The sequence below is a fragment of the Pseudomonas veronii genome, from assembly GCF_002028325.1.
Classification (GTDB): domain Bacteria; phylum Pseudomonadota; class Gammaproteobacteria; order Pseudomonadales; family Pseudomonadaceae; genus Aquipseudomonas; species Aquipseudomonas veronii.
Map to the genome: position 1 here is coordinate 6443743 of NZ_CP018420.1, position 18455 is coordinate 6462197.

Sequence of the window (18455 nt, forward strand, 5' to 3'; positions counted from 1 at the left end):
GTCATGACACTCCCGTCCGATCTGCCCTTCGAACCCTCCCCCAGCGGCGTGCGCCCGGCTGATCGGCTCGGATTTACCCTGTTTCTCGCGGCATTGATCCACCTGGCGCTGATCCTCGGCGTGGGTTTCACCATGGTCGAACCCAAGCAAATCACCAAGACCCTGGAAATCACCCTCGCCACGTTCAAGAGCGAAAAGAAGCCCGAGAAGGCCGATTTTCTCGCCCAGGACAATCAGCAGGGCAGCGGCACGCTGGACAAGAAAGCCGTGCCCAAGACCACCGAAGTGGCGCCGTTCCAGGACAACAAGGTAAATAAAGTCTCCCCGCCACCGACGCCCAAGCCCGAAGTCCCCCAGGCCGCGCCCAAGCCTGTGGTGACCACCGTCGCGCCGAAACCGCAAAAAGCCGCGACCCAGCGCGAGAAAACCAAGACCGAACCGCGACCCGAGCCCGTCAAGCCGACGCCGACCTTCGACAGCTCGCAGCTCTCCGACCAGATCTCCAGCCTCGAAGCCGAACTGGCCAATGAGCAACAGCTGTACGCCAAGCGCCCGCGCATCTACCGCCTGAACGCGGCGTCCACCATGCGCGACAAAGGCGCCTGGTATAAGGACGAGTGGCGCAAGAAGGTCGAACGCATCGGCAACCTCAACTACCCGGACGAGGCCCGCCGCCAGCAGATTTATGGCAATTTGCGCTTGCTGGTGTCGATCAACCGCGACGGCACGTTATATGAAGTGCAGGTACTCGAATCGTCCGGCCAGCCGCTGCTGGACCAGGCCGCCCAGCGCATCGTGCGCCTGGCCGCGCCCTTTGCGCCGTTCAGCGGCGACTTGAATGACGTGGACCGCCTGGAAATCATCCGCACCTGGCGGTTTGCCAAGGGCGATCGCCTGTCCAGCAACTGATAACCCCAATCAACACCAATCACTGTAGGAGCGAGCTTGCTCGCGAAAAACTTGAGAGCGACGCGGTTCTACCTGGAGCACTTCGTTATCGTTGGCGTTTTTCGCGAGCAAGCTCGCTCCTACAGAAAAGGCGACGGCGCTGTATTCGGATCACTCCCAGCTTGTCAGTTCGCCCCTCCAACGCCACACTAGCGGACATGAAAAATGTCAGCCCGACCTACCTCAAGCACCAATTCCTGATCGCCATGCCCCATATGGCCGACCCGAACTTTGCGCAGACCTTGACCTACATTGTCGAGCACACGGCCAATGGTGCCATGGGGTTGGTGGTGAACCGCCCGCAAGAGCTGAACCTGGCCGATATCCTCGAGCAACTGCGCCCGGAGATCGACCCGCCAGCCCGCTGCCAGGGCGTGCCGATCTATATCGGCGGGCCGGTGCAGACCGATCGCGGCTTTGTGCTGCACCCGACCGGGCCGAAATTCCAGGCCACGGTGGACCTCGACGGCGTGTCGCTGTCCACATCCCAGGATGTGTTGTTCGCCATCGCCGACGGCGTCGGCCCCGAACAGAGTGTGATCACCCTCGGCTACGCTGGCTGGGAAGCCGGGCAACTGGAGGCCGAGCTGGCCAGTAACGCCTGGCTGACCTGCCCCTACGATGCCGACATTCTGTTCAACACTGCCGCCGAACTGCGCCTGGACGCGGCCGCGGCCAAGCTGCGGGTCAACCTCAGCCTGCTGACCAGCCAGGCGGGGCACGCCTGATGGCCTTGCGTCTGATCCTCGGTTTTGACTACGGCACCAAACAGATCGGCGTCGCTGTCGGCCAGGTCATCACCGGCCAGGCCCGCGAGCTGTGTACCTTGAAAGCCCAGAACGGCATACCGGACTGGAACCAGGTCGAAGCCCTGATCAAGGAGTGGAAGCCCGACGCGGTGGTGGTCGGCCTGCCCTTGAACATGGACGGCACCCCCAGCGACATGTGCCTGCGCGCCGAAAAGTTCGCGCGCCGCCTCAACGGCCGCTACAACCTGCCCTTTTATACCCACGACGAGCGCCTGACGACCTTCGAAGCCAAGGGTGAGCGCCGCGACCGTGGCGGGCAGAAAGGCAGCTACCGCGACAACCCGGTGGACGCCATCGCCGCGGCCTTGCTGTTGCAGGGTTGGCTGGATGAAAACACCGCGTTATTTGAATCCTGACTGACGCGGCTTGCCGCGTCTTTTTACGTTTGAGCCCGGTCCTTGCTGGCAAACCCTGCCGCGCAAGGCCTTGAAGGAGCGACCATGAGCCTGCCAAACCCCGCCGAACTGATCAGCCAGATGGCGATTCGCCTCAAGGCCCACCTGAAACACCGTGGCATCAGCGAGCCGCGCTTCATCGGCATTCGCACGGGTGGCGTGTGGGTGGCCCAGGCGCTGCTGCAAGAGCTGGGCAACGATTCGCCGCTGGGTACGCTGGATGTGTCCTTCTACCGCGACGACTTCAGCCAGAACGGCCTGCACCCGCAAGTGCGCCCGTCGGCCCTGCCGTTCGAGATCGAAGGCCAGCACCTGGTGCTGATCGATGACGTGCTGATGAGCGGCCGCACCGTCCGCGCCGCGCTGAACGAGCTGTTCGACTACGGCCGCCCCGCCAGCGTGACGCTGGTCTGCCTGCTGGACCTGGACGCCGGCGAGCTGCCGATCAGCCCGGATGTGGTCGGCGCGACCCTGTCGCTTTCAGCCCAGCAGCGGGTAAAATTGTCCGGTCCCACGCCGCTCGTACTCGAACTGCAAGACCTTGCCCTTTAACCCGCCTTGTAAAGAGTCCCCGCGATGACGCCTCTAGATGCCAAGCGCCCGCTGCAGCTCAATGCTCAGGGCCAGCTGCAACACTTCTTGTCCCTCGACGGTTTGCCCCGCGAACTGCTCACCGAAATCCTCGACACCGCCGACTCGTTCCTCGAAGTCGGTGGCCGCGCGGTGAAGAAGGTCCCGCTGCTGCGCGGCAAGACCATCTGCAATGTGTTCTTCGAGAACTCCACGCGCACCCGCACCACCTTCGAACTGGCGGCCCAGCGCCTGTCGGCCGACGTGATCACGCTGAACGTGTCGACCTCCTCGGCGAGCAAGGGCGAGACCCTGCTCGACACCCTGCGCAACCTCGAAGCGATGGCCGCCGACATGTTCGTGGTGCGCCACGGCGACTCCGGCGCCGCGCACTTCATCGCCGAGCACGTCTGCCCGCAGGTGGCGATCATCAACGGCGGCGACGGCCGTCACGCCCACCCGACCCAGGGCATGCTCGACATGCTCACCATCCGTCGGCACAAAGGCAGCTTTGAAAACCTCTCGGTGGCCATCGTCGGCGACATCCTGCACTCGCGGGTAGCGCGCTCGAACATGCTGGCCCTGAAAACCCTGGGTTGCCCGGATATCCGCGTGATCGCGCCGAAAACCCTGCTGCCGATCGGCATCGAGCAATACGGCGTGAAGGTCTACACCGACATGACCGAAGGCCTCAAGGATGTGGACGTGGTGATCATGCTGCGCCTGCAACGCGAACGCATGTCCGGTGGCCTGTTGCCGAGCGAAGGCGAGTTCTACCGCCTGTTCGGCCTGACCACCACGCGCCTGGCCGGAGCCAAGCCGGATGCCATCGTGATGCACCCGGGGCCGATCAACCGAGGGGTGGAGATCGAATCGGCGGTGGCCGACGGCAACCAGTCGGTGATTCTCAACCAGGTGACCTACGGCATCGCCATACGCATGGCGGTGCTGTCCATGGCCATGAGCGGGCAAACCGCGCAACGTCAATTCGAGCAGGAGAAGGCCCAGTGAAGCTCAGCATTCTCGGCGCCCGCGTCATTGATCCGGCCAGTGGCCTGGATCAAGTCACCGATCTTCATCTGGAAGCCGGCAAGATCATCGCCATCGGCGCTGCGCCCGCTGGCTTCAGCGCCAGTGAGACCCTCGACGCCAAGGGCCTGGTGGCCGCGCCTGGCCTGGTCGACCTGAACGTCGCCCTGCGCGAGCCGGGTTACAGCCGCAAAGGCAACATCACCAGCGAAACCCGCGCCGCCGCCGCCGGTGGCGTCACCAGCCTGTGCTGCCCGCCGCACACCAAGCCGGTGCTGGACACCTCAGCCGTGGCCGAGCTGATCCTCGACCGCGCCCGCGAAGCCGGCAATTGCAAAGTGTTCCCCATCGGCGCCCTGAGCAAAGGCCTGGAAGGCGAGCAACTGGCCGAACTGATTGCGCTGCGCGATGCCGGTTGCGTGGCCTTCGGCAACGGCCTGGAGAGTTTCCGCAGCACCCGCACGCTGTGCCGTGCCCTGGAATACGCGGCCACCTTCGACCTGACGGTGATCTTCCACTCCCAGGACCGCGACCTGGCCGAAGGCGGCCTGGCCCATGAAGGCGCCGTGGCCAGCTTCCTCGGCCTGCCGGGCATCCCGGAGACCGCGGAAACCGTGGCCCTGGCCCGCGATCTGCTGCTGGTGGAACAAAGCGGCGTGCGCGCGCACTTCAGCCAACTGACCAGCGCCCGCGGCGTGGCCCTGATCGCCCAGGCCCAGGCCCGCGGCTTGCCGGTGACGGCGGACGTGGCGCTGTATCAGTTGATCCTGACGGACGAGGCGCTGATCGACTTCTCCAGCCTGTATCACGTACAACCGCCGCTGCGCACCCGTGCCGACCGCGAGGGTTTGCGTGCGGCGGTGAAGTCCGGTGTGGTGTCGGCGATTTCCAGCCATCACCAGCCCCACGAGCGCGATGCCAAGCTGGCACCGTTCGGCGCGACCGAGCCGGGTATCAGCAGCGTCGAGCTGTTGCTGCCGTTGGCGATGACGCTGGTGGAGGATGGCTTGCTCGACCTGCCGACGCTGCTGGCGCGCCTGAGTGCAGGCCCTGCCGAAGCCTTGCGCCTGCCGGCGGGTAAGTTGGCGGTGGGGGCGGCGGCAGACCTGGTGCTGTTCGATCCGGCCAGCTCGACGATTGCCGGCGAGCACTGGCTGTCCAAGGGCGAAAACTGCCCGTTCATCGGCCATAGCCTGCCGGCGAGCGTGCGCTACACCCTGGTGGACGGACGCATCAGCTACCAGGCCTGATACAAGTCTGGAGTGAGCACAGTCAATGTGGGAGGGGGCTTGCCCCCGATAGCAGTGGGTCAGCTACAGATAAGCTGACTGGTCCACCGCCATCGGGGGCAAGCCCCCTCCCACATTGGGTTCTCTATAGAGCTTGAGAGATCAGCGCCCGCCTCTTAGCTCGGCGTTACGGATCGATATCTGCGTATTCAACGTCCAGAAGTCATACAGCACCCCCACCAGGAACAGGCCGCCGGTCAGCAGGTACAGCAGGCCGGTGATCCATTTGCCCTGGTACATCCGGTGTACACCGAACACCCCGAGAAACGCCAACAGAATCCAGGCCACGTTGTATTCGATCGGGCCGGCGGTAAAACGCAGGTCGGCTTCACGGTCCATCGCCGGAATCAGGAACAAGTCGATCAGCCAGCCGATCCCCAGCAAGCCCAACGTGAAAAACCAGATCGTCCCGGTGACGGGTTTGCCGTAATAGAAGCGATGCGCCCCGGTAAAACCAAAAATCCAGAGCAGGTAACCGATCACCTTGCTGTGGGTGTCTTGCTGCGAAACATCCTGTCGATAGGTGTTCATGGCGTACCTCTTTTGCTGCGATAGATAAATTTTTTCACTTTCTTTGTGACTTTTTTACATGCGCCCGACGTATGGCCGATGGTATCTTCGCTCCCCTGAAAGCCTGATGCCACCTGACTTGTGTAGGACAATTGCGGCGATTCGTCGCGTATTTCCTGAGTTTGACCCCAAGGTTCAGTCGACAAACGGCCTGAGAACGACACAAAAAGCTGTTATAAAGTTGCGCGCAAACCCATAAGAGCCACGCCTAATGCGACCATTTTTCAAGACATGGCTAACCATTTGCCTATTAATGCCACTGGCCGCCCACGCCACCAATCGTGAGCAACGACTTCCTAACGTCAACGGCTTCACCCCGAAAGTCCACAGCACACCCAGCACGGCCAAATCCGTAAAGCCTACCGTCAGCCGCCCGACTCAACTGAGCAAGGCCCACGGTAAGGCAACACCCGGCCTGATGGCGGGTAACACCAAGCAAAGCAGCACCGTCCTCAGCCGCGCCGTGAATGTGCTCGGTACACCTTATCGTTGGGGCGGCAGCAGCCCAAGTAAAGGGTTCGACTGCAGCGGCCTGGTAAAATATGCATTCAACGACGTTGCCGCGGTGGATTTGCCACGCACCTCCAACGCCATGGCCGCCGGCCACGGGCAGAAGGTTGACCGCAAGGACTTGAAGCCGGGCGACCTGCTGTTCTTCAAATTGAAGAGCCGCCGGGTTAACCACGTTGCCATCTACCTGGGCAACGACCGCTTTATCCACGCACCGCGTCGCGGCAAGTCGGTCAGCATCGATACCCTGAAGAAGCCGTTCTGGGACAAGAACTACGTGATCGCCAAGCGGGTTCTGCCGAAAGAACAGAACAACCTGCGGATCGTCCAACGCTGATCTGACGCTGGAATACAGTACCCATGTGGGAGGGGCTTGCCCCTCCCTCATTTGATTTCATTGCCCACAAGTCTCATATGTCTGTAGGCACCCTCGCCTTCTCCCGCGCCGCCTCCCGGCTGATCACGCCCTGCGTGACCAAGGCCTTCAAGCGCATATCCAACGTCTGCATCCCCGATGCGCCACCGGTCTGAATCGCCGATACGATCTGCGCCACCTTGTCTTCGCGGATCAAATTGCGAATGGCGGGCGTACACAGCATGATTTCATGGGCCGCCACGCGCCCGCCGCCGATCTTCTTGACCAGCACCTGGGACACCACCGCCTGCAGCGACTCCGAGAGCATTGAGCGGACCATCGGTTTTTCTCCCACCGGAAACACGTCCACCAGGCGATCCACGGTCTTGGCCGCCGATGCGGTGTGCAGGGTGCCGAAGACCAGATGCCCGGTCTCAGCCGCCGTCAGCGCCAGGCGGATGGTTTCCAGGTCACGCAGTTCACCCACCAGGATCACATCCGGGTCTTGCCGCAGTGCCGAACGCAAGGCCGCCGAAAAACTGTGGGTGTCGCGATGCACCTGGCGCTGGTTGATCAGGGCCCGGCAGGGCTGGTGGATGAACTCGATGGGGTCTTCCAAGGTGAGGATGTGCTGGCGCCGGTGCTGGTTGAGGTGATCGATCAGCGCCGCCAGGGTGGTCGACTTGCCCGAACCCGTGGGCCCGGTCACCAGCACCAGGCCGCGCGGCAGTTCGGCGATACGTTGGAACACCGCGCCCAACCCGAGGCTTTCCAGGCTCTGGACCTGGGCGGGGATGTTGCGAAACACCGCGCCCATGCCACGCGCCTGCTGGAACACATTCACCCGGAATCGCCCGACACCGGGCAGCTCGAAGGCGAAATCCGTTTCAAGAGATGTTTCGAAATCCTTTTGTTGGTAGCGGTTGAGCAAAGGGCTGAGCAAATCCGCCACGTGCGTGGGTGACAGCACTGGCCCATCCAGGGACCAGACCTCGCCATCCATCCGCAGCATCGGTGCGAGGCCGGCCGACAGGTGCAGGTCGGAGGCGCCCCGGCGCACGCTGTGCGTGAGTAATTCAGTGATATCCATAGGGCTTTCCATTTCCAGTAGAATGCCGCGGACTCCATATCCACGGGCGCATCTTGAATGTCGACGATAGCAGACAACATTGGCCAGGTTCGCCAGCGCATCCGCGCCGCAGCCGACGCCGTGCAACGTGACGCAAACAGCATCCACCTGCTGGCCGTGAGCAAGACCAAGCCCGCGCAAGCCGTGCGCGAAGCCTATGCCGCCGGGATGTGCGATTTCGGCGAAAACTACCTGCAGGAAGCCTTGGGCAAACAGGCCGAATTAACCGACCTGCCCTTGAGTTGGCACTTCATCGGCCCCATTCAATCGAACAAGACTCGCGCGATCGCCGAGAACTTCGCTTGGGTGCATTCCGTGGACCGCCTGAAAATCGCACAACGCCTGTCCGAACAACGCCCGGCCGACCTGGCCCCGCTGAACATCTGCATCCAGGTCAACGTCAGTGGCGAAGCCAGCAAGTCCGGCTGCACGCCCGCCGACCTGCCGGCGCTGGCCAACGCGATCAGCGCCCTGCCGCGCTTGAAGTTGCGCGGTTTGATGGCGATCCCTGAACCGACCGAAGACCGCGCCGCACAGGATGCAGCGTTCGCCGCCGTCCGCGACCTGCAGGCCAGTTTGAACCTGCCGCTCGACACACTTTCCATGGGCATGAGCCACGACCTCGAGTCGGCCATCGCCCAAGGCGCCACCTGGGTGCGGATCGGTACCGCCCTGTTTGGCGCCCGCGACTACGGTCAGCCGTGAAATGGCCGACTTCCCACTGAATAAGGACCTGTCATGAGCAACACGCGTATTGCCTTTATCGGCGCCGGCAACATGGCGGCCAGCCTGATCGGCGGCCTGCGGGCCAAGGGCCTGCAAGCCCAACAGATCCGCGCCAGCGATCCGGGCGCCGAAACCCGCGCCCGCGTCAGCGCCGAACACGGTATCGACACCTTCGCCGACAACGCCGAGGCCATCCAGGGCGTCGACGTGATCGTGCTGGCGGTCAAGCCGCAAGCCATGAAGGCCGTGTGCGAAAGCCTGCGCCCGAGCCTGCAGCCGCACCAGTTGGTGGTGTCCATCGCCGCCGGCATCACCTGCGCCAGCATGAACCGCTGGCTCGGCGCCCAGCCCATCGTGCGCTGCATGCCCAACACCCCGGCGCTGCTGCGCAAAGGCGTGAGCGGTTTGTATGCCACCGCCCAGGTGAGCGCCGAACAGCGCGACCAGGCCCAGGAACTGCTGTCCGCCGTGGGCATCGCCCTGTGGCTGGAACAGGAAGAGCAACTGGACGCGGTGACCGCCGTCTCCGGCAGCGGCCCTGCCTACTTCTTCCTGCTGATCGAAGCCATGACCGCCGCCGGCGTGAAACTGGGCCTGAGCCGGGACATCGCCGAGCAACTGGCTGCGCAAACCGCCCTGGGCGCCGCGCAGATGGCCGTGACCAGCGACGTGGATGCCGCCGAACTGCGCCGCCGCGTGACCTCCCCCGGCGGCACCACGCAAGCCGCCATTGAATCGTTCCAGGCCGGGGGCTTCGAAGCCCTGGTGGAAAAAGCACTGGGTGCCGCGGCACATCGTTCGGCCGAGATGGCCGAGCAACTGGGCAAATAGTCGTCCCCAACCTGCAACTGGACTAGATAGGAATCGAACATGCTCGGAATCAATGACGCTGCCATTTTCATCATCCAGACCCTGGGCAGCCTGTACCTGCTGATCGTGCTGATGCGCTTTATCCTGCAACTGGTGCGGGCGAACTTCTACAACCCGCTGTGCCAGTTCGTGGTGAAGGCCACCCAGCCGCTGCTCAAGCCCCTGCGCCGGGTAATCCCGAGCCTGTTCGGGCTGGACATGTCCTCGCTGGTGCTGGCGCTGCTGCTGCAGGTCCTGCTGTTCGCGGTGATCCTGATGCTCAACGGCTACCAGGCCTTGACCCTCCTGCTGCTGCCATGGGCGCTGATCGGGGTTTTCTCGCTGTTTTTGAAGATCCTCTTCTGGTCGATGATCATCAGCGTGATCCTCTCGTGGGTCGCACCCGGCAGCCGCAGCCCTGGGGCCGAGCTGGTCGCGCAGATCACCGAACCGGTGCTGGCGCCGTTCCGCCGGTTGATCCCCAACCTGGGCGGTCTGGACATCTCGCCGATCTTCGCGTTTATCGCGATCCAGCTCCTGCAAAGCTGGGTGATCCCGCGCCTGGCGTTCTATGCATTCATGCCCAAAGAGCTGTTCGGGCTGATCTGATTCGGCCCCGCTTGCGTGTCAGGGCCGGATAACCTCCGGCCTTTGCTTGCCGCTAGGGGCAGCGGTCTTTAGACTTACGCCTCATTTAAACGAGAGCAGGGTCGATGCCAGCTGCCTTTCCCCCCGATTCTGTTGGACTGGTCGTGCCCCAAATGGCGCACTTCAGCGAACCGCTGGCCCTGGCCTGCGGACGTTCGCTGCCAGCCTACGACCTGATCTATGAAACCTACGGCCAGTTGAACGCCACGGCGAGCAACGCCGTGCTGATCTGCCACGCCTTGTCCGGCCATCATCACGCCGCGGGCTTCCACAGCGTCGACGAGCGCAAGCCCGGCTGGTGGGACAGCTGCATCGGCCCCGGCAAGCCCATCGATACCAACAAGTTCTTTGTGGTCAGCCTGAACAACCTCGGCGGCTGCAACGGCTCGACCGGCCCCAGCAGCCTCAACCCGGAAACCGGCAAGCCCTTCGGCGCCGACTTCCCGGTACTGACCGTGGAAGACTGGGTCCACAGCCAGGCGCGCCTGGCCGACCGGCTGGGCATCCAGCAATGGGCCGCCGTGATCGGCGGCAGCCTCGGCGGCATGCAGGCCCTGCAATGGACCATCACTTACCCCGATCGCGTGCGCCATTGCCTGGCCATCGCCTCGGCCCCCAAGTTGTCGGCGCAGAACATCGCCTTCAACGAAGTGGCGCGCCAGGCGATCCTGACCGACCCGGACTTCCACGGCGGCTCGTTCCAGGAAGCCGGCGTGATCCCCAAGCGCGGCTTGATGCTGGCGCGGATGGTTGGGCATATCACCTACCTGTCCGACGATTCCATGGGCGAGAAATTCGGCCGCGGCCTCAAGAGCGAGAAACTCAACTACGACTTCCACAGCGTCGAGTTCCAGGTGGAAAGCTACCTGCGCTATCAGGGCGAAGAGTTCTCCGGGCGGTTTGACGCCAACACCTACCTGCTGATGACCAAGGCCCTGGACTACTTCGACCCGGCCGCCAACTTCGACGACGACCTGGCGAAAACCTTCGAGGGCGCGTCGGCCAAGTTCTGCGTGATGTCGTTCACCACCGACTGGCGCTTCTCGCCGGCCCGCTCGCGGGAACTGGTGGATGCCTTGATGGCGGCGAAGAAAGACGTCTGCTACCTGGAAATCGATGCTCCGCAAGGCCACGACGCCTTCCTGATCCCGATTCCTCGTTATCTGCAGGCGTTCAGTAACTACATGAACCGCATAACTCTGTGAGAACGCCATGAGAGCCGACCTGGAAATCATCCAAGACTGGATACCCGCCGGCAGCCGCGTGCTCGACCTTGGCTGCGGCAATGGCGAACTGCTGAGCTGGCTGCGCGACAACAAGCAAGTCACCGGCTATGGCCTGGAAAACGACCCGGACAACATCGCCGAGTGCGTGGCCAAGGGCATCAACGTGATCGAGCAGGACCTGGACAAGGGCCTGGGCAACTTTGCCAGCAACAGCTTCGACGTCGTGGTGATGACCCAGGCCCTGCAGGCGGTGCATTACCCGGACCGCATCCTCGACGAAATGCTGCGCGTCGGCCGCCAGTGCATCATCACCTTCCCCAACTTCGGTCACTGGCGCTGCCGCTGGTACCTGGCCACCAAGGGCCGCATGCCGGTGTCGGATTTCCTGCCGTACACGTGGTACAACACGCCGAACATCCACTTTTGCACCTTCGAAGACTTCGAAGCCCTGTGTGGCGAGCGGGAAGCCAAGGTGATCAACCGCCTTGCCGTCGATCAACAGCACCGCCACGGCTGGGCGAGTAAACTATGGCCCAACCTGTTGGGTGAAATCGGGATTTACCGGGTCAGCAGCCCGGGCCTGACAGACCACAAGATCGCCGTCTAACTATTTTCGAGGAAGACGAATATGAGACGCCTGGCTGTATTTCTACTCACCGCGTGCCTGGGCGTCAGCGCCATGGCCGCCGATGCCATCGACAGTAAGCGCCAGAAGGAATTTGGCGATATCACCGTACACTACAACACCTTCACCTCCAGCTTCCTGCAACCCGATACGGCCCAGGCTGTCGGCGTGGTACGCAGCAAGAACAAGGGCTTGATCAACGTGACCGTGATCAAGGGCGTGACGCCCGTGGCCGCGCAAGTGACCGGCACGATCAAAGACCTGAGCGGCAGGAGCGAAATCCTGACGTTCAAGCAGATTACCGAAAAAGGTGCGATCTATTACCTCGCGCCCTACAACGTACCGCAACAGGAAGTGCGGGTTTTCACCATCAACGTTGAAACCGGCGGCAAGGCCCATGGTTTCCAATTCAACCAGGAACTGTTTCCGGCGGACTGATGAACCTGACTCAACTCGTGCTGGCCAGCCATAACGCCGGCAAACTCAAAGAACTCCAGGCCATGCTCGGCGAGTCCGTGCAACTGCGCTCGATCGGCGAGTTCAGCCAGGTCGAGCCCGAAGAAACGGGCCTGTCGTTCGTCGAGAACGCCATCCTCAAGGCGCGCAATGCCGCGCGCCTGTCCGGCCTGCCGGCGCTGGCGGACGACTCGGGCCTGGCGGTGGACTTCCTCGGCGGCGCCCCCGGTATCTATTCGGCGCGCTATGCCGACGGCAAAGGCGACGCGGCGAACAACGCCAAGCTGCTCGATGTGCTCAAGGACGTGCCGGATGCCGAGCGTGGCGCGCAGTTCGTCTGCGTGCTGGCCCTGGTGCGACATGCCGACGATCCGTTGCCGATCCTCTGCGAAGGCCTGTGGCACGGGCGCATCCTGCATGCGGCCAGCGGCGCGCATGGGTTTGGCTACGACCCGCTGTTCTGGGTGCCGGAGCGCGATGTCTCCAGCGCCGAACTGAGCCCGGCCGACAAAAACCAGATCAGCCACCGCGCCCGCGCCATGGCTTTGCTGCGCCAGCGCCTGGGCTTGAAATGACCCAGAACACCTCCGCGCAGCCGCTGATCCACGGCGGCGCGCAAACTCCACGGGCGGCCCTGCCCCATCTGCCGCCCCTGGCGCTGTACATCCACATCCCGTGGTGCGTGCGCAAATGCCCTTATTGCGACTTCAACTCCCACACCGCCAGCCCTGTGTTGCCGGAAGAAGAGTACGTCGATGCGCTGCTGGCCGACCTCGATCAGGACCTGCACGCGGTTTATGGCAGGGAACTGAGTTCGATCTTCTTCGGTGGCGGCACGCCGAGCCTGTTCAGTGCCGCCGCGCTGGGCCGTCTGCTCAAGGGCGTGGAAGCACGTATCCCGTTTGCCGACGACATCGAGATCACCCTGGAAGCCAACCCGGGAACGTTCGAGCAAGAGAAGTTCGTGGCGTACCGCAAGCTGGGGATCAACCGCCTGTCCATCGGCATCCAGAGCTTCCAGCAGGAAAAACTCGCGGCCCTGGGCCGTATCCACAACGGCGATGAAGCCGTGCGCGCCGCCGGCATGGCGCGCCAGGCCGGGTTCGACAACTTCAACCTGGACCTGATGCATGGCTTGCCCGATCAGTCCCTGGACGACGCTCTGAGCGACCTGCGCCAGGCCATCGCGCTCAAACCGACCCATTTGTCGTGGTACCAACTGACCCTGGAGCCCAACACCGTATTCTGGAACCAGCCGCCGACGCTGCCGGAAGACGACACCCTGTGGGATATCCAGGAAGCCGGCCAGGCGCTGCTGGCCGAACACGGTTACGCGCAATATGAAGTCTCGGCCTATGCGCAACCGGGGCGAGCGGCGCGACATAACCTCAACTACTGGAGCTTCGGCGACTTCATCGGCATCGGTGCCGGCGCCCATGGCAAGCTCAGCTACCCGGACGGGCGCATCGTCCGCACCTGGAAGACCCGCGCACCGAAGGACTACCTCAACCCGGCCAAAAGCTTCCTGGCCGGCACGAACGCGCTGACCAACGAAGAGCTGCCGTTCGAGTTCCTGATGAACGCCCTGCGCCTCACCGAAGGCGTCGAAGCCAAGCTCTACGCCGAACGCACCGGGCTGGCGCTGGCAAGCCTCGCGCAAGGCCGCACCGAGGCAGAACAAAGTGGCTTAATGCAGGTCGAACCGTCACGCCTGGCGGCGACTGACCGCGGGCAACTCTTTCTCAATGACCTGTTGCAGAAGTTTTTGAGCTGATCGCTCTTAAGGAAATCGAATGGATTTGGTACTCGACCTGCTCGCCACCGTATCCCGCTGGAGCCGCAGCAACCTGTCGGAAATCTCCCTGGCCCTCGTCGGCTGCCTGTTGGTGCTGTTCGGCGCCGACATCAAAGGCTGGGTCGAGGCCCGCCTGGGCAGCATCGCCGGCGCCTTGCGCGTACCGTTGATGGCCCTGCTGTGCATGATCGGCAGCGGCGCGGCGCTGATCTACGCCACGCCGTGGATTGTGCGGGGGCTGAGCCAGTTCAATAACTACAGCCTGGCGCCGGTATTGGTGGTGGTGCTGGTATTGATCGGCGTCGTCGCCGACCGCCGCTGATCCCAAACCCAACACAAAACCAATGTGGGAGGGGGCTTGCCCCCGATAGCAGAGTGTCAGTCAACCACTCTATGACTGACCCACCGCTATCGGGGGCAAGCCCCCTCCCACATTTTTTGACCGCATTCCAAGTTACTGGCTGATCAGTCGACTTTCTCGAACTTCAAATCCCACACCCCATGCCCCAACCGCTCGCCGCGGCGTTCGAACTTGGTGATCGGGCGCTCGGCCGGGCGTGGTACGCATTTGCCGTCTTCGGCCAGGTTGCGGTAGCCAGGGGCGACGTTCATCACTTCCAGCATGTATTCCGCATAGGGTTCCCAGTCGGTGGCCATGTGCAGGATACCGCCGACTTTCAGCTTGCTGCGTACCAGTTCCGCGAAGGACGCCTGGACGATGCGGCGCTTGTGGTGACGGCTTTTGTGCCATGGGTCGGGGAAGAACAGCATCAGGCGATCGAGGCTGTTGTCGGCGATGCAGCGGTTGAGCACTTCAATCGCGTCGCAGTCGTAGACCCGCAGGTTGGTCAAACCCTGGGTCAGCACGCCATTGAGCAGCGCGCCGACACCTGGGCGATGGACTTCCACACCGATGAAATCCTGTTCCGGCGCGGCGGCGGCCATTTCCAGCAGGGAGTGGCCCATACCGAAGCCTATTTCCAGGGAGCGCGGGGCCGAACGGCCGAACACTTGGTCATAGTCCACCGGCGCGTCGGCCAGGGGCAGGACGAACAGCGGCGTGCCTTGCTCCAGGCCCTTTTGCTGGCCTTCGGTCATGCGACCGGCGCGCATCACAAAGCTCTTGATGCGGCGGTGCTTGGACTCGTCGCCCTGTTCCACGGTGTTCGGCGTTTCGTTTGATTCAGTCATCAATGGCTCTTACTTGATCAGACCATCCAGCGGCGAGGAGGCGCTGGCGTAGAGTTTTTTCGGCATGCGCCCGGCGAGGTAGGCCAGGCGGCCCGCGACGATGGCGTGTTTCATGGCTTCGGCCATCATGATCGGCTGTTGGGCATTGGCGATGGCCGAATTCATCAGCACCGCTTCGCAGCCCAGCTCCATGGCGATGGTCGCGTCGGAGGCAGTGCCCACGCCCGCATCCACCAGCACCGGGATCTTGGCTTCTTCGAGGATGATCTGCAGGTTGTACGGGTTGCAGATCCCAAGGCCAGTGCCGATCAGGCCGGCCAGCGGCATCACGGCGATGCAGCCGATTTCGGCCAGTTGGCGGGCGATGATCGGGTCATCGCTGGTGTAGACCATCACGTCGAAGCCTTCCTTGACCAGGGTTTCGGCGGCCTTGAGGGTTTCGATCACGTTGGGGAACAGGGTTTTCTGGTCGGCCAGCACTTCCAGCTTCACCAGGTTGTGGCCGTCGAGCAGCTCACGGGCCAGGCGGCAGGTACGCACGGCTTCGATGGCGTCGTAGCAGCCGGCGGTGTTCGGCAGGATGGTGTAGCGGTCCGGCGGCAGGATATCCAGCAGGTTCGGTTCGCCCGGGTTCTGGCCGATGTTGGTGCGGCGCACGGCCACGGTCACAATCTCGGCGCCCGAGGCTTCGATGGCCAGGCGGGTTTCTTCCATATCGCGATACTTGCCGGTGCCTACCAGCAGACGGGACTGGTAGGTACGACCGGCCAGGACGAAGGGCTTGTCGCTACGAACGATGCTCATGGGAAATCCTCGAAGTGGGGTGAGGTTCTGCAGAATCCGGGGTGGCGCGCCTGGGCGCCGGACGACTAGCCGCCGCCGATGGCGTGGACCACTTCGACCTGGTCACCTTCGGTGAGCGCAGTCTCGACGTGTTGGCTACGCGGGACGATATCCTGGTTGAGCTCCACTGCGACGCGACGCCCGGTCAGGTCCAGACGGGTCAGCAGGGCCGCAACGGTTTCACCGTCGGGCAGTTCAAAGGGTTCGCCGTTCAACTGAATGTGCATGCCATGGGCCGCCATCGTTTTTAGGGGCAAGCATTCTAGCCCGATTGGCGTAGCTGGCCCAAGGCCCTTTGATCAGTAGCGCGCTTCAGGCCGCCTGCTGCAAGCGCCACGCCGCCAGCCCCAGGAGGAACCAACCGAGCAGAAACGCCAGGCCACCGAACGGCGTGATGATGCCGAGCTTGCTGATGCCAGTCATCGTCAGCACATACAGGCTGCCGGAGAACAGCAGGATGCCGACGACGAACGACACGCCCGCCCACGTGACCAGGCGGCCAGGCAGGTGCGCCGCGAGCAACGCCACGCCGAACAGCGCCAGGGTGTGGACCAGTTGGTAGGTCACGCCGGTATGGAAAATCGCCAGGTACTCGGCGCTCAGGCGGTTTTTCAAGCCGTGGGCAGCGAACGCACCGAGGGCGACACCGGTGAAGCCGAAAAAAGCAGCCAGCATCAGAAAGCCACGCAGCATGAGGAACTCCAGTCAGACTCATTGGGCAGGGTCTGTATAATGGCCCGCTCAACGGGTTCGGCCAAGCCATCTCTATGCTGCGTGTCCTCTTCAATCGTTTTCTCAAAGCCGTGAAATGGTTTGCCATCGGCAGTGTGTTGCTGGTGCTGCTGTTTCGTGTCGTACCGCCGCCGTTCACGGCGCTGATGGTGGAGCGCAAGATCGAATCCTGGTTTGACGGCGAACCGATTGACCTGCAGCGCACCTGGGTGCCGTGGGATGAGATCTCCAACGACCTCAAAGTGGCGGTGATGGCGGGTGAAGACCAGCGTTTCCCACAACATTGGGGCTTCGATTTCGGCGCGATCCAGGCGGCGCTCCTGCACAACGAGCGCGGCGGCTCGATCCGCGGCGCCAGTACGCTGAGCCAGCAGGTATCGAAGAACCTGTTCCTGTGGTCCGGCCGCAGTTATCTGCGCAAGGGCCTGGAGGCCTGGTTTACCGGGCTGATCGAGGTGCTGTGGCCCAAGCAGCGGATCCTTGAGGTGTACCTCAACAGCGTGGAATGGGACGAAGGGGTGTTCGGTGCGCAAGCGGCGGCGCAGCATCACTTCGGGGTGAGTGCCAAGGCGCTTTCTCGGCAGCAGGCCAGCTACCTGGCGGCGGTGCTACCCAATCCACGGGTATGGAGCGCCAGCCATCCAACGGCCTATGTGGCACGGCGGGCGGCATGGATTCGCCAGCAGATGAGCCAATTGGGTGGGGATGGCTATCTGGTTGAGTTGAACAATTCGCGCAAGGCGCCTTGGTCCGACTGACACAACACAGAAATAAATGTGGGAGGGGGCTTGCCCCCGATAGCAATGGATCAGTCACCTTGATGTCGACTGACACTCAGCTATCGGGGGCAAGTCGAATCGTCGCACCGCCCCTCCCACAGTTTTAAGCGGCGATCGACAGCTTCAGCTTGTTCATCGCGCTTTTCTCAAGCTGACGAATCCGCTCGGCCGACACGTTGTACTTCTGCGCCAGGTCGTGCAGCGTGGCTTTTTCTTCGGCCAGCCAGCGCTGGTAGAGGATGTCACGGCTGCGGTCGTCCAGCACTTCCAGCGCTTCGTGCAGGTTGTGGTTGGAGTTGTCGCTCCAGTCGGCGTCTTCCAGTTGACGCGCCGGGTCGTACCGGTGGTCTTCCAGGTAGTTGGCCGGCGATTGGAAGGCGCTGTCGTCGTCCGCTTCAGCGGCCGGGTCGAAGGCCATGTCATGGCCGGTCAGGCGGCTTTCCATCTCGCGCACTTCACGCGGCTCCACACCGAGGCTTTCGGCCACGCGGTGGACTTCTTCGTTGTTCAGCCACGCCAGGCGTTTTTTCTGGCTGCGCAGGTTGAAGAACAGCTTGCGCTGGGCCTTGGTGGTCGCGACTTTCACGATGCGCCAGTTGCGCAGGATGAACTCGTGGATTTCCGCCTTGATCCAGTGAACGGCGAACGACACCAGGCGCACACCCATTTCCGGGTTGAAGCGCTTCACTGCCTTCATCAGGCCGACGTTGCCTTCCTGGATCAGGTCAGCCTGGGCCAGGCCGTAGCCGCTATAGCTACGGGCGATATGTACGACAAAACGCAGGTGGGCGAGCACCATCTGCCGAGCCGCCCCCAAATCCTGCTCATAGTAGAGACTCTCGGCCAGTTCACGCTCCTGCTCCGGCGTCAGCAATGGAATGCTGTTGACCGTGTGCACATAGGCCTCCAGGTTCGCACCCGGGACCAAGGCATAAACAGGTTGCAAAGAAGTGGTCATACGAAAAAACCTCCGACTCACAT

At 62.8% G+C, this 18455-nt stretch carries 24 protein-coding genes; 17 read left to right on the top strand and 7 right to left on the bottom strand.

Annotated elements, in window-relative coordinates; translation table 11 throughout:
- Positions 1-3 precede the first annotated feature (3 nt).
- The 6 genes from PverR02_RS29620 (at position 4) to PverR02_RS29645 (ending at position 5001) form a co-directional block, all read left to right on the top strand.
- Positions 4-909, top strand: a complete 906-nt coding sequence (locus PverR02_RS29620; protein WP_079444870.1) for an energy transducer TonB — start codon at positions 4-6, stop codon at positions 907-909.
- 197 nt (positions 910-1106) lie between these two features.
- A complete protein-coding gene (locus tag PverR02_RS29625) occupies positions 1107-1676 on the top strand; it encodes a YqgE/AlgH family protein (RefSeq protein ID WP_017845000.1) in 570 nt (189 codons plus the stop codon).
- Positions 1676-2113 (top strand): Holliday junction resolvase RuvX, encoded by a 438-nt coding sequence (ruvX, locus tag PverR02_RS29630; RefSeq protein ID WP_005792259.1) that lies wholly within the window; start codon positions 1676-1678, stop codon positions 2111-2113. Before PverR02_RS29625 ends, ruvX begins: the two co-directional genes overlap by 1 nt.
- Positions 2114-2197: 84 nt before the next feature.
- Complete coding sequence (gene pyrR / locus PverR02_RS29635; protein ID WP_017845001.1) at positions 2198-2704, top strand: bifunctional pyr operon transcriptional regulator/uracil phosphoribosyltransferase PyrR; 507 nt, start codon at positions 2198-2200, stop codon at positions 2702-2704.
- Positions 2705-2728: 24 nt separating this feature from the next.
- Positions 2729-3733, top strand: a complete 1005-nt coding sequence (locus tag PverR02_RS29640; protein ID WP_017845002.1) for an aspartate carbamoyltransferase catalytic subunit — start codon at positions 2729-2731, stop codon at positions 3731-3733.
- Positions 3730-5001 (top strand): dihydroorotase, encoded by a 1272-nt coding sequence (locus tag PverR02_RS29645; protein ID WP_057003953.1) that lies wholly within the window; start codon positions 3730-3732, stop codon positions 4999-5001. The genes PverR02_RS29640 and PverR02_RS29645 overlap by 4 nt, the downstream gene beginning before the upstream one ends.
- A 141-nt stretch (positions 5002-5142) precedes the next feature.
- Here PverR02_RS29645 and PverR02_RS29650 read toward each other — a convergent pair whose 3' ends face one another.
- A complete protein-coding gene (locus tag PverR02_RS29650) occupies positions 5143-5571 on the bottom strand; it encodes a TM2 domain-containing protein (protein WP_017845004.1) in 429 nt (142 codons plus the stop codon).
- A 250-nt stretch (positions 5572-5821) separates the two neighbouring features.
- On the opposite strand from PverR02_RS29650, the gene PverR02_RS29655 reads away from it, so the two are divergent.
- Positions 5822-6457 (top strand): C40 family peptidase, encoded by a 636-nt coding sequence (locus tag PverR02_RS29655; RefSeq protein WP_046381760.1) that lies wholly within the window; start codon positions 5822-5824, stop codon positions 6455-6457.
- 73 nt (positions 6458-6530) lie between these two features.
- On the opposite strand, the gene PverR02_RS29660 is transcribed toward PverR02_RS29655, so the two are convergent.
- A complete protein-coding gene (locus PverR02_RS29660) occupies positions 6531-7565 on the bottom strand; it encodes a type IV pilus twitching motility protein PilT (protein WP_079444871.1) in 1035 nt (344 codons plus the stop codon).
- A 57-nt stretch (positions 7566-7622) separates the two neighbouring features.
- On the opposite strand from PverR02_RS29660, the gene PverR02_RS29665 reads away from it, so the two are divergent.
- From PverR02_RS29665 to PverR02_RS29705, 9 genes are all read left to right on the top strand, one after another.
- Positions 7623-8309: a YggS family pyridoxal phosphate-dependent enzyme gene (locus PverR02_RS29665; protein ID WP_017845007.1), complete on the top strand. Its 687-nt coding sequence runs from the start codon at positions 7623-7625 to the stop codon at positions 8307-8309.
- Positions 8310-8342: 33 nt separating this feature from the next.
- The gene (gene proC / locus PverR02_RS29670; protein WP_017845008.1) at positions 8343-9161 is read left to right on the top strand and encodes a pyrroline-5-carboxylate reductase; all 819 of its coding nucleotides are present in this window, start codon (positions 8343-8345) and stop codon (positions 9159-9161) included.
- A gap of 39 nt (positions 9162-9200) precedes the next feature.
- A complete protein-coding gene (locus PverR02_RS29675) occupies positions 9201-9788 on the top strand; it encodes a YggT family protein (protein ID WP_046381758.1) in 588 nt (195 codons plus the stop codon).
- A 104-nt stretch (positions 9789-9892) separates the two neighbouring features.
- Positions 9893-11032 (top strand): homoserine O-succinyltransferase MetX, encoded by a 1140-nt coding sequence (gene metX / locus PverR02_RS29680; protein ID WP_046381757.1) that lies wholly within the window; start codon positions 9893-9895, stop codon positions 11030-11032.
- 7 nt (positions 11033-11039) lie between these two features.
- Complete coding sequence (gene metW / locus PverR02_RS29685) at positions 11040-11660, top strand: methionine biosynthesis protein MetW (RefSeq protein ID WP_017845011.1); 621 nt, start codon at positions 11040-11042, stop codon at positions 11658-11660.
- A 21-nt stretch (positions 11661-11681) separates the two neighbouring features.
- Positions 11682-12116 (top strand): DUF4426 domain-containing protein, encoded by a 435-nt coding sequence (locus PverR02_RS29690; protein ID WP_046381756.1) that lies wholly within the window; start codon positions 11682-11684, stop codon positions 12114-12116.
- On the top strand, positions 12113-12709 hold the full coding sequence (gene rdgB / locus PverR02_RS29695; RefSeq protein WP_026139793.1) for an RdgB/HAM1 family non-canonical purine NTP pyrophosphatase: 597 nt from the start codon (positions 12113-12115) through the stop codon (positions 12707-12709). Before PverR02_RS29690 ends, rdgB begins: the two co-directional genes overlap by 4 nt.
- Positions 12706-13908 carry a radical SAM family heme chaperone HemW gene (hemW, locus tag PverR02_RS29700; protein WP_079444872.1) on the top strand — a complete coding sequence of 401 codons (1203 nt, stop codon included), beginning with the start codon at positions 12706-12708 and terminating at the stop codon, positions 13906-13908. The genes rdgB and hemW overlap by 4 nt, the downstream gene beginning before the upstream one ends.
- 19 nt (positions 13909-13927) lie before the next feature.
- Positions 13928-14251 carry a DUF3392 domain-containing protein gene (locus PverR02_RS29705; protein ID WP_003176691.1) on the top strand — a complete coding sequence of 108 codons (324 nt, stop codon included), beginning with the start codon at positions 13928-13930 and terminating at the stop codon, positions 14249-14251.
- 143 nt (positions 14252-14394) lie between these two features.
- On the opposite strand, the gene trmB is transcribed toward PverR02_RS29705, so the two are convergent.
- The 4 genes from trmB to PverR02_RS29725 form a co-directional block, all read right to left on the bottom strand.
- A complete protein-coding gene (trmB, locus tag PverR02_RS29710) occupies positions 14395-15120 on the bottom strand; it encodes a tRNA (guanosine(46)-N7)-methyltransferase TrmB (protein WP_017845015.1) in 726 nt (241 codons plus the stop codon).
- Between the two features lie 9 nt (positions 15121-15129).
- Positions 15130-15924, bottom strand: coding sequence for a thiazole synthase (locus PverR02_RS29715; RefSeq protein ID WP_017845016.1), 795 nt, complete (start codon positions 15922-15924; stop codon positions 15130-15132).
- Between the two features lie 65 nt (positions 15925-15989).
- Complete coding sequence (thiS, locus tag PverR02_RS29720) at positions 15990-16190, bottom strand: sulfur carrier protein ThiS (RefSeq protein ID WP_046381754.1); 201 nt, start codon at positions 16188-16190, stop codon at positions 15990-15992.
- An 85-nt stretch (positions 16191-16275) separates the two neighbouring features.
- Positions 16276-16656: a DUF423 domain-containing protein gene (locus tag PverR02_RS29725; protein ID WP_017845018.1), complete on the bottom strand. Its 381-nt coding sequence runs from the start codon at positions 16654-16656 to the stop codon at positions 16276-16278.
- Positions 16657-16730: 74 nt separating this feature from the next.
- Between PverR02_RS29725 and mtgA the strand changes: the two genes are divergently transcribed.
- Positions 16731-17453, top strand: coding sequence for a monofunctional biosynthetic peptidoglycan transglycosylase (mtgA, locus tag PverR02_RS29730; RefSeq protein ID WP_017845019.1), 723 nt, complete (start codon positions 16731-16733; stop codon positions 17451-17453).
- Between the two features lie 124 nt (positions 17454-17577).
- Here mtgA and rpoH read toward each other — a convergent pair whose 3' ends face one another.
- Positions 17578-18432, bottom strand: coding sequence for an RNA polymerase sigma factor RpoH (rpoH, locus tag PverR02_RS29735; protein ID WP_017845020.1), 855 nt, complete (start codon positions 18430-18432; stop codon positions 17578-17580).
- Positions 18433-18455 lie beyond the last annotated feature (23 nt).

Bases quoted from the DNA above. Each gene is read 5' to 3' on its own strand.
- PverR02_RS29655 (WP_046381760.1), top strand. From the start codon at position 5,822: ATGCGACCATTTTTCAAGACATGGCTAACCATTTGCCTATTAATGCCA.
- trmB (WP_017845015.1), bottom strand. From the start codon at position 15,120: ATGACTGAATCAAACGAAACGCCGAACACCGTGGAACAGGGCGACGAG.
- PverR02_RS29660 (WP_079444871.1), bottom strand. From the start codon at position 7,565: ATGGATATCACTGAATTACTCACGCACAGCGTGCGCCGGGGCGCCTCC.
- PverR02_RS29625 (WP_017845000.1), top strand. From the start codon at position 1,107: ATGAAAAATGTCAGCCCGACCTACCTCAAGCACCAATTCCTGATCGCC.
- ruvX (WP_005792259.1), top strand. From the start codon at position 1,676: ATGGCCTTGCGTCTGATCCTCGGTTTTGACTACGGCACCAAACAGATC.
- PverR02_RS29675 (WP_046381758.1), top strand. From the start codon at position 9,201: ATGCTCGGAATCAATGACGCTGCCATTTTCATCATCCAGACCCTGGGC.
- PverR02_RS29705 (WP_003176691.1), top strand. From the start codon at position 13,928: ATGGATTTGGTACTCGACCTGCTCGCCACCGTATCCCGCTGGAGCCGC.
- metX (WP_046381757.1), top strand. From the start codon at position 9,893: ATGCCAGCTGCCTTTCCCCCCGATTCTGTTGGACTGGTCGTGCCCCAA.
- PverR02_RS29725 (WP_017845018.1), bottom strand. From the start codon at position 16,656: ATGCTGCGTGGCTTTCTGATGCTGGCTGCTTTTTTCGGCTTCACCGGT.
- proC (WP_017845008.1), top strand. From the start codon at position 8,343: ATGAGCAACACGCGTATTGCCTTTATCGGCGCCGGCAACATGGCGGCC.
- PverR02_RS29650 (WP_017845004.1), bottom strand. From the start codon at position 5,571: ATGAACACCTATCGACAGGATGTTTCGCAGCAAGACACCCACAGCAAG.
- PverR02_RS29620 (WP_079444870.1), top strand. From the start codon at position 4: ATGACACTCCCGTCCGATCTGCCCTTCGAACCCTCCCCCAGCGGCGTG.
- PverR02_RS29715 (WP_017845016.1), bottom strand. From the start codon at position 15,924: ATGAGCATCGTTCGTAGCGACAAGCCCTTCGTCCTGGCCGGTCGTACC.
- PverR02_RS29690 (WP_046381756.1), top strand. From the start codon at position 11,682: ATGAGACGCCTGGCTGTATTTCTACTCACCGCGTGCCTGGGCGTCAGC.
- hemW (WP_079444872.1), top strand. From the start codon at position 12,706: ATGACCCAGAACACCTCCGCGCAGCCGCTGATCCACGGCGGCGCGCAA.
- pyrR (WP_017845001.1), top strand. From the start codon at position 2,198: ATGAGCCTGCCAAACCCCGCCGAACTGATCAGCCAGATGGCGATTCGC.
- mtgA (WP_017845019.1), top strand. From the start codon at position 16,731: ATGCTGCGTGTCCTCTTCAATCGTTTTCTCAAAGCCGTGAAATGGTTT.
- PverR02_RS29665 (WP_017845007.1), top strand. From the start codon at position 7,623: ATGTCGACGATAGCAGACAACATTGGCCAGGTTCGCCAGCGCATCCGC.
- rpoH (WP_017845020.1), bottom strand. From the start codon at position 18,432: ATGACCACTTCTTTGCAACCTGTTTATGCCTTGGTCCCGGGTGCGAAC.
- metW (WP_017845011.1), top strand. From the start codon at position 11,040: ATGAGAGCCGACCTGGAAATCATCCAAGACTGGATACCCGCCGGCAGC.
- PverR02_RS29640 (WP_017845002.1), top strand. From the start codon at position 2,729: ATGACGCCTCTAGATGCCAAGCGCCCGCTGCAGCTCAATGCTCAGGGC.
- thiS (WP_046381754.1), bottom strand. From the start codon at position 16,190: ATGCACATTCAGTTGAACGGCGAACCCTTTGAACTGCCCGACGGTGAA.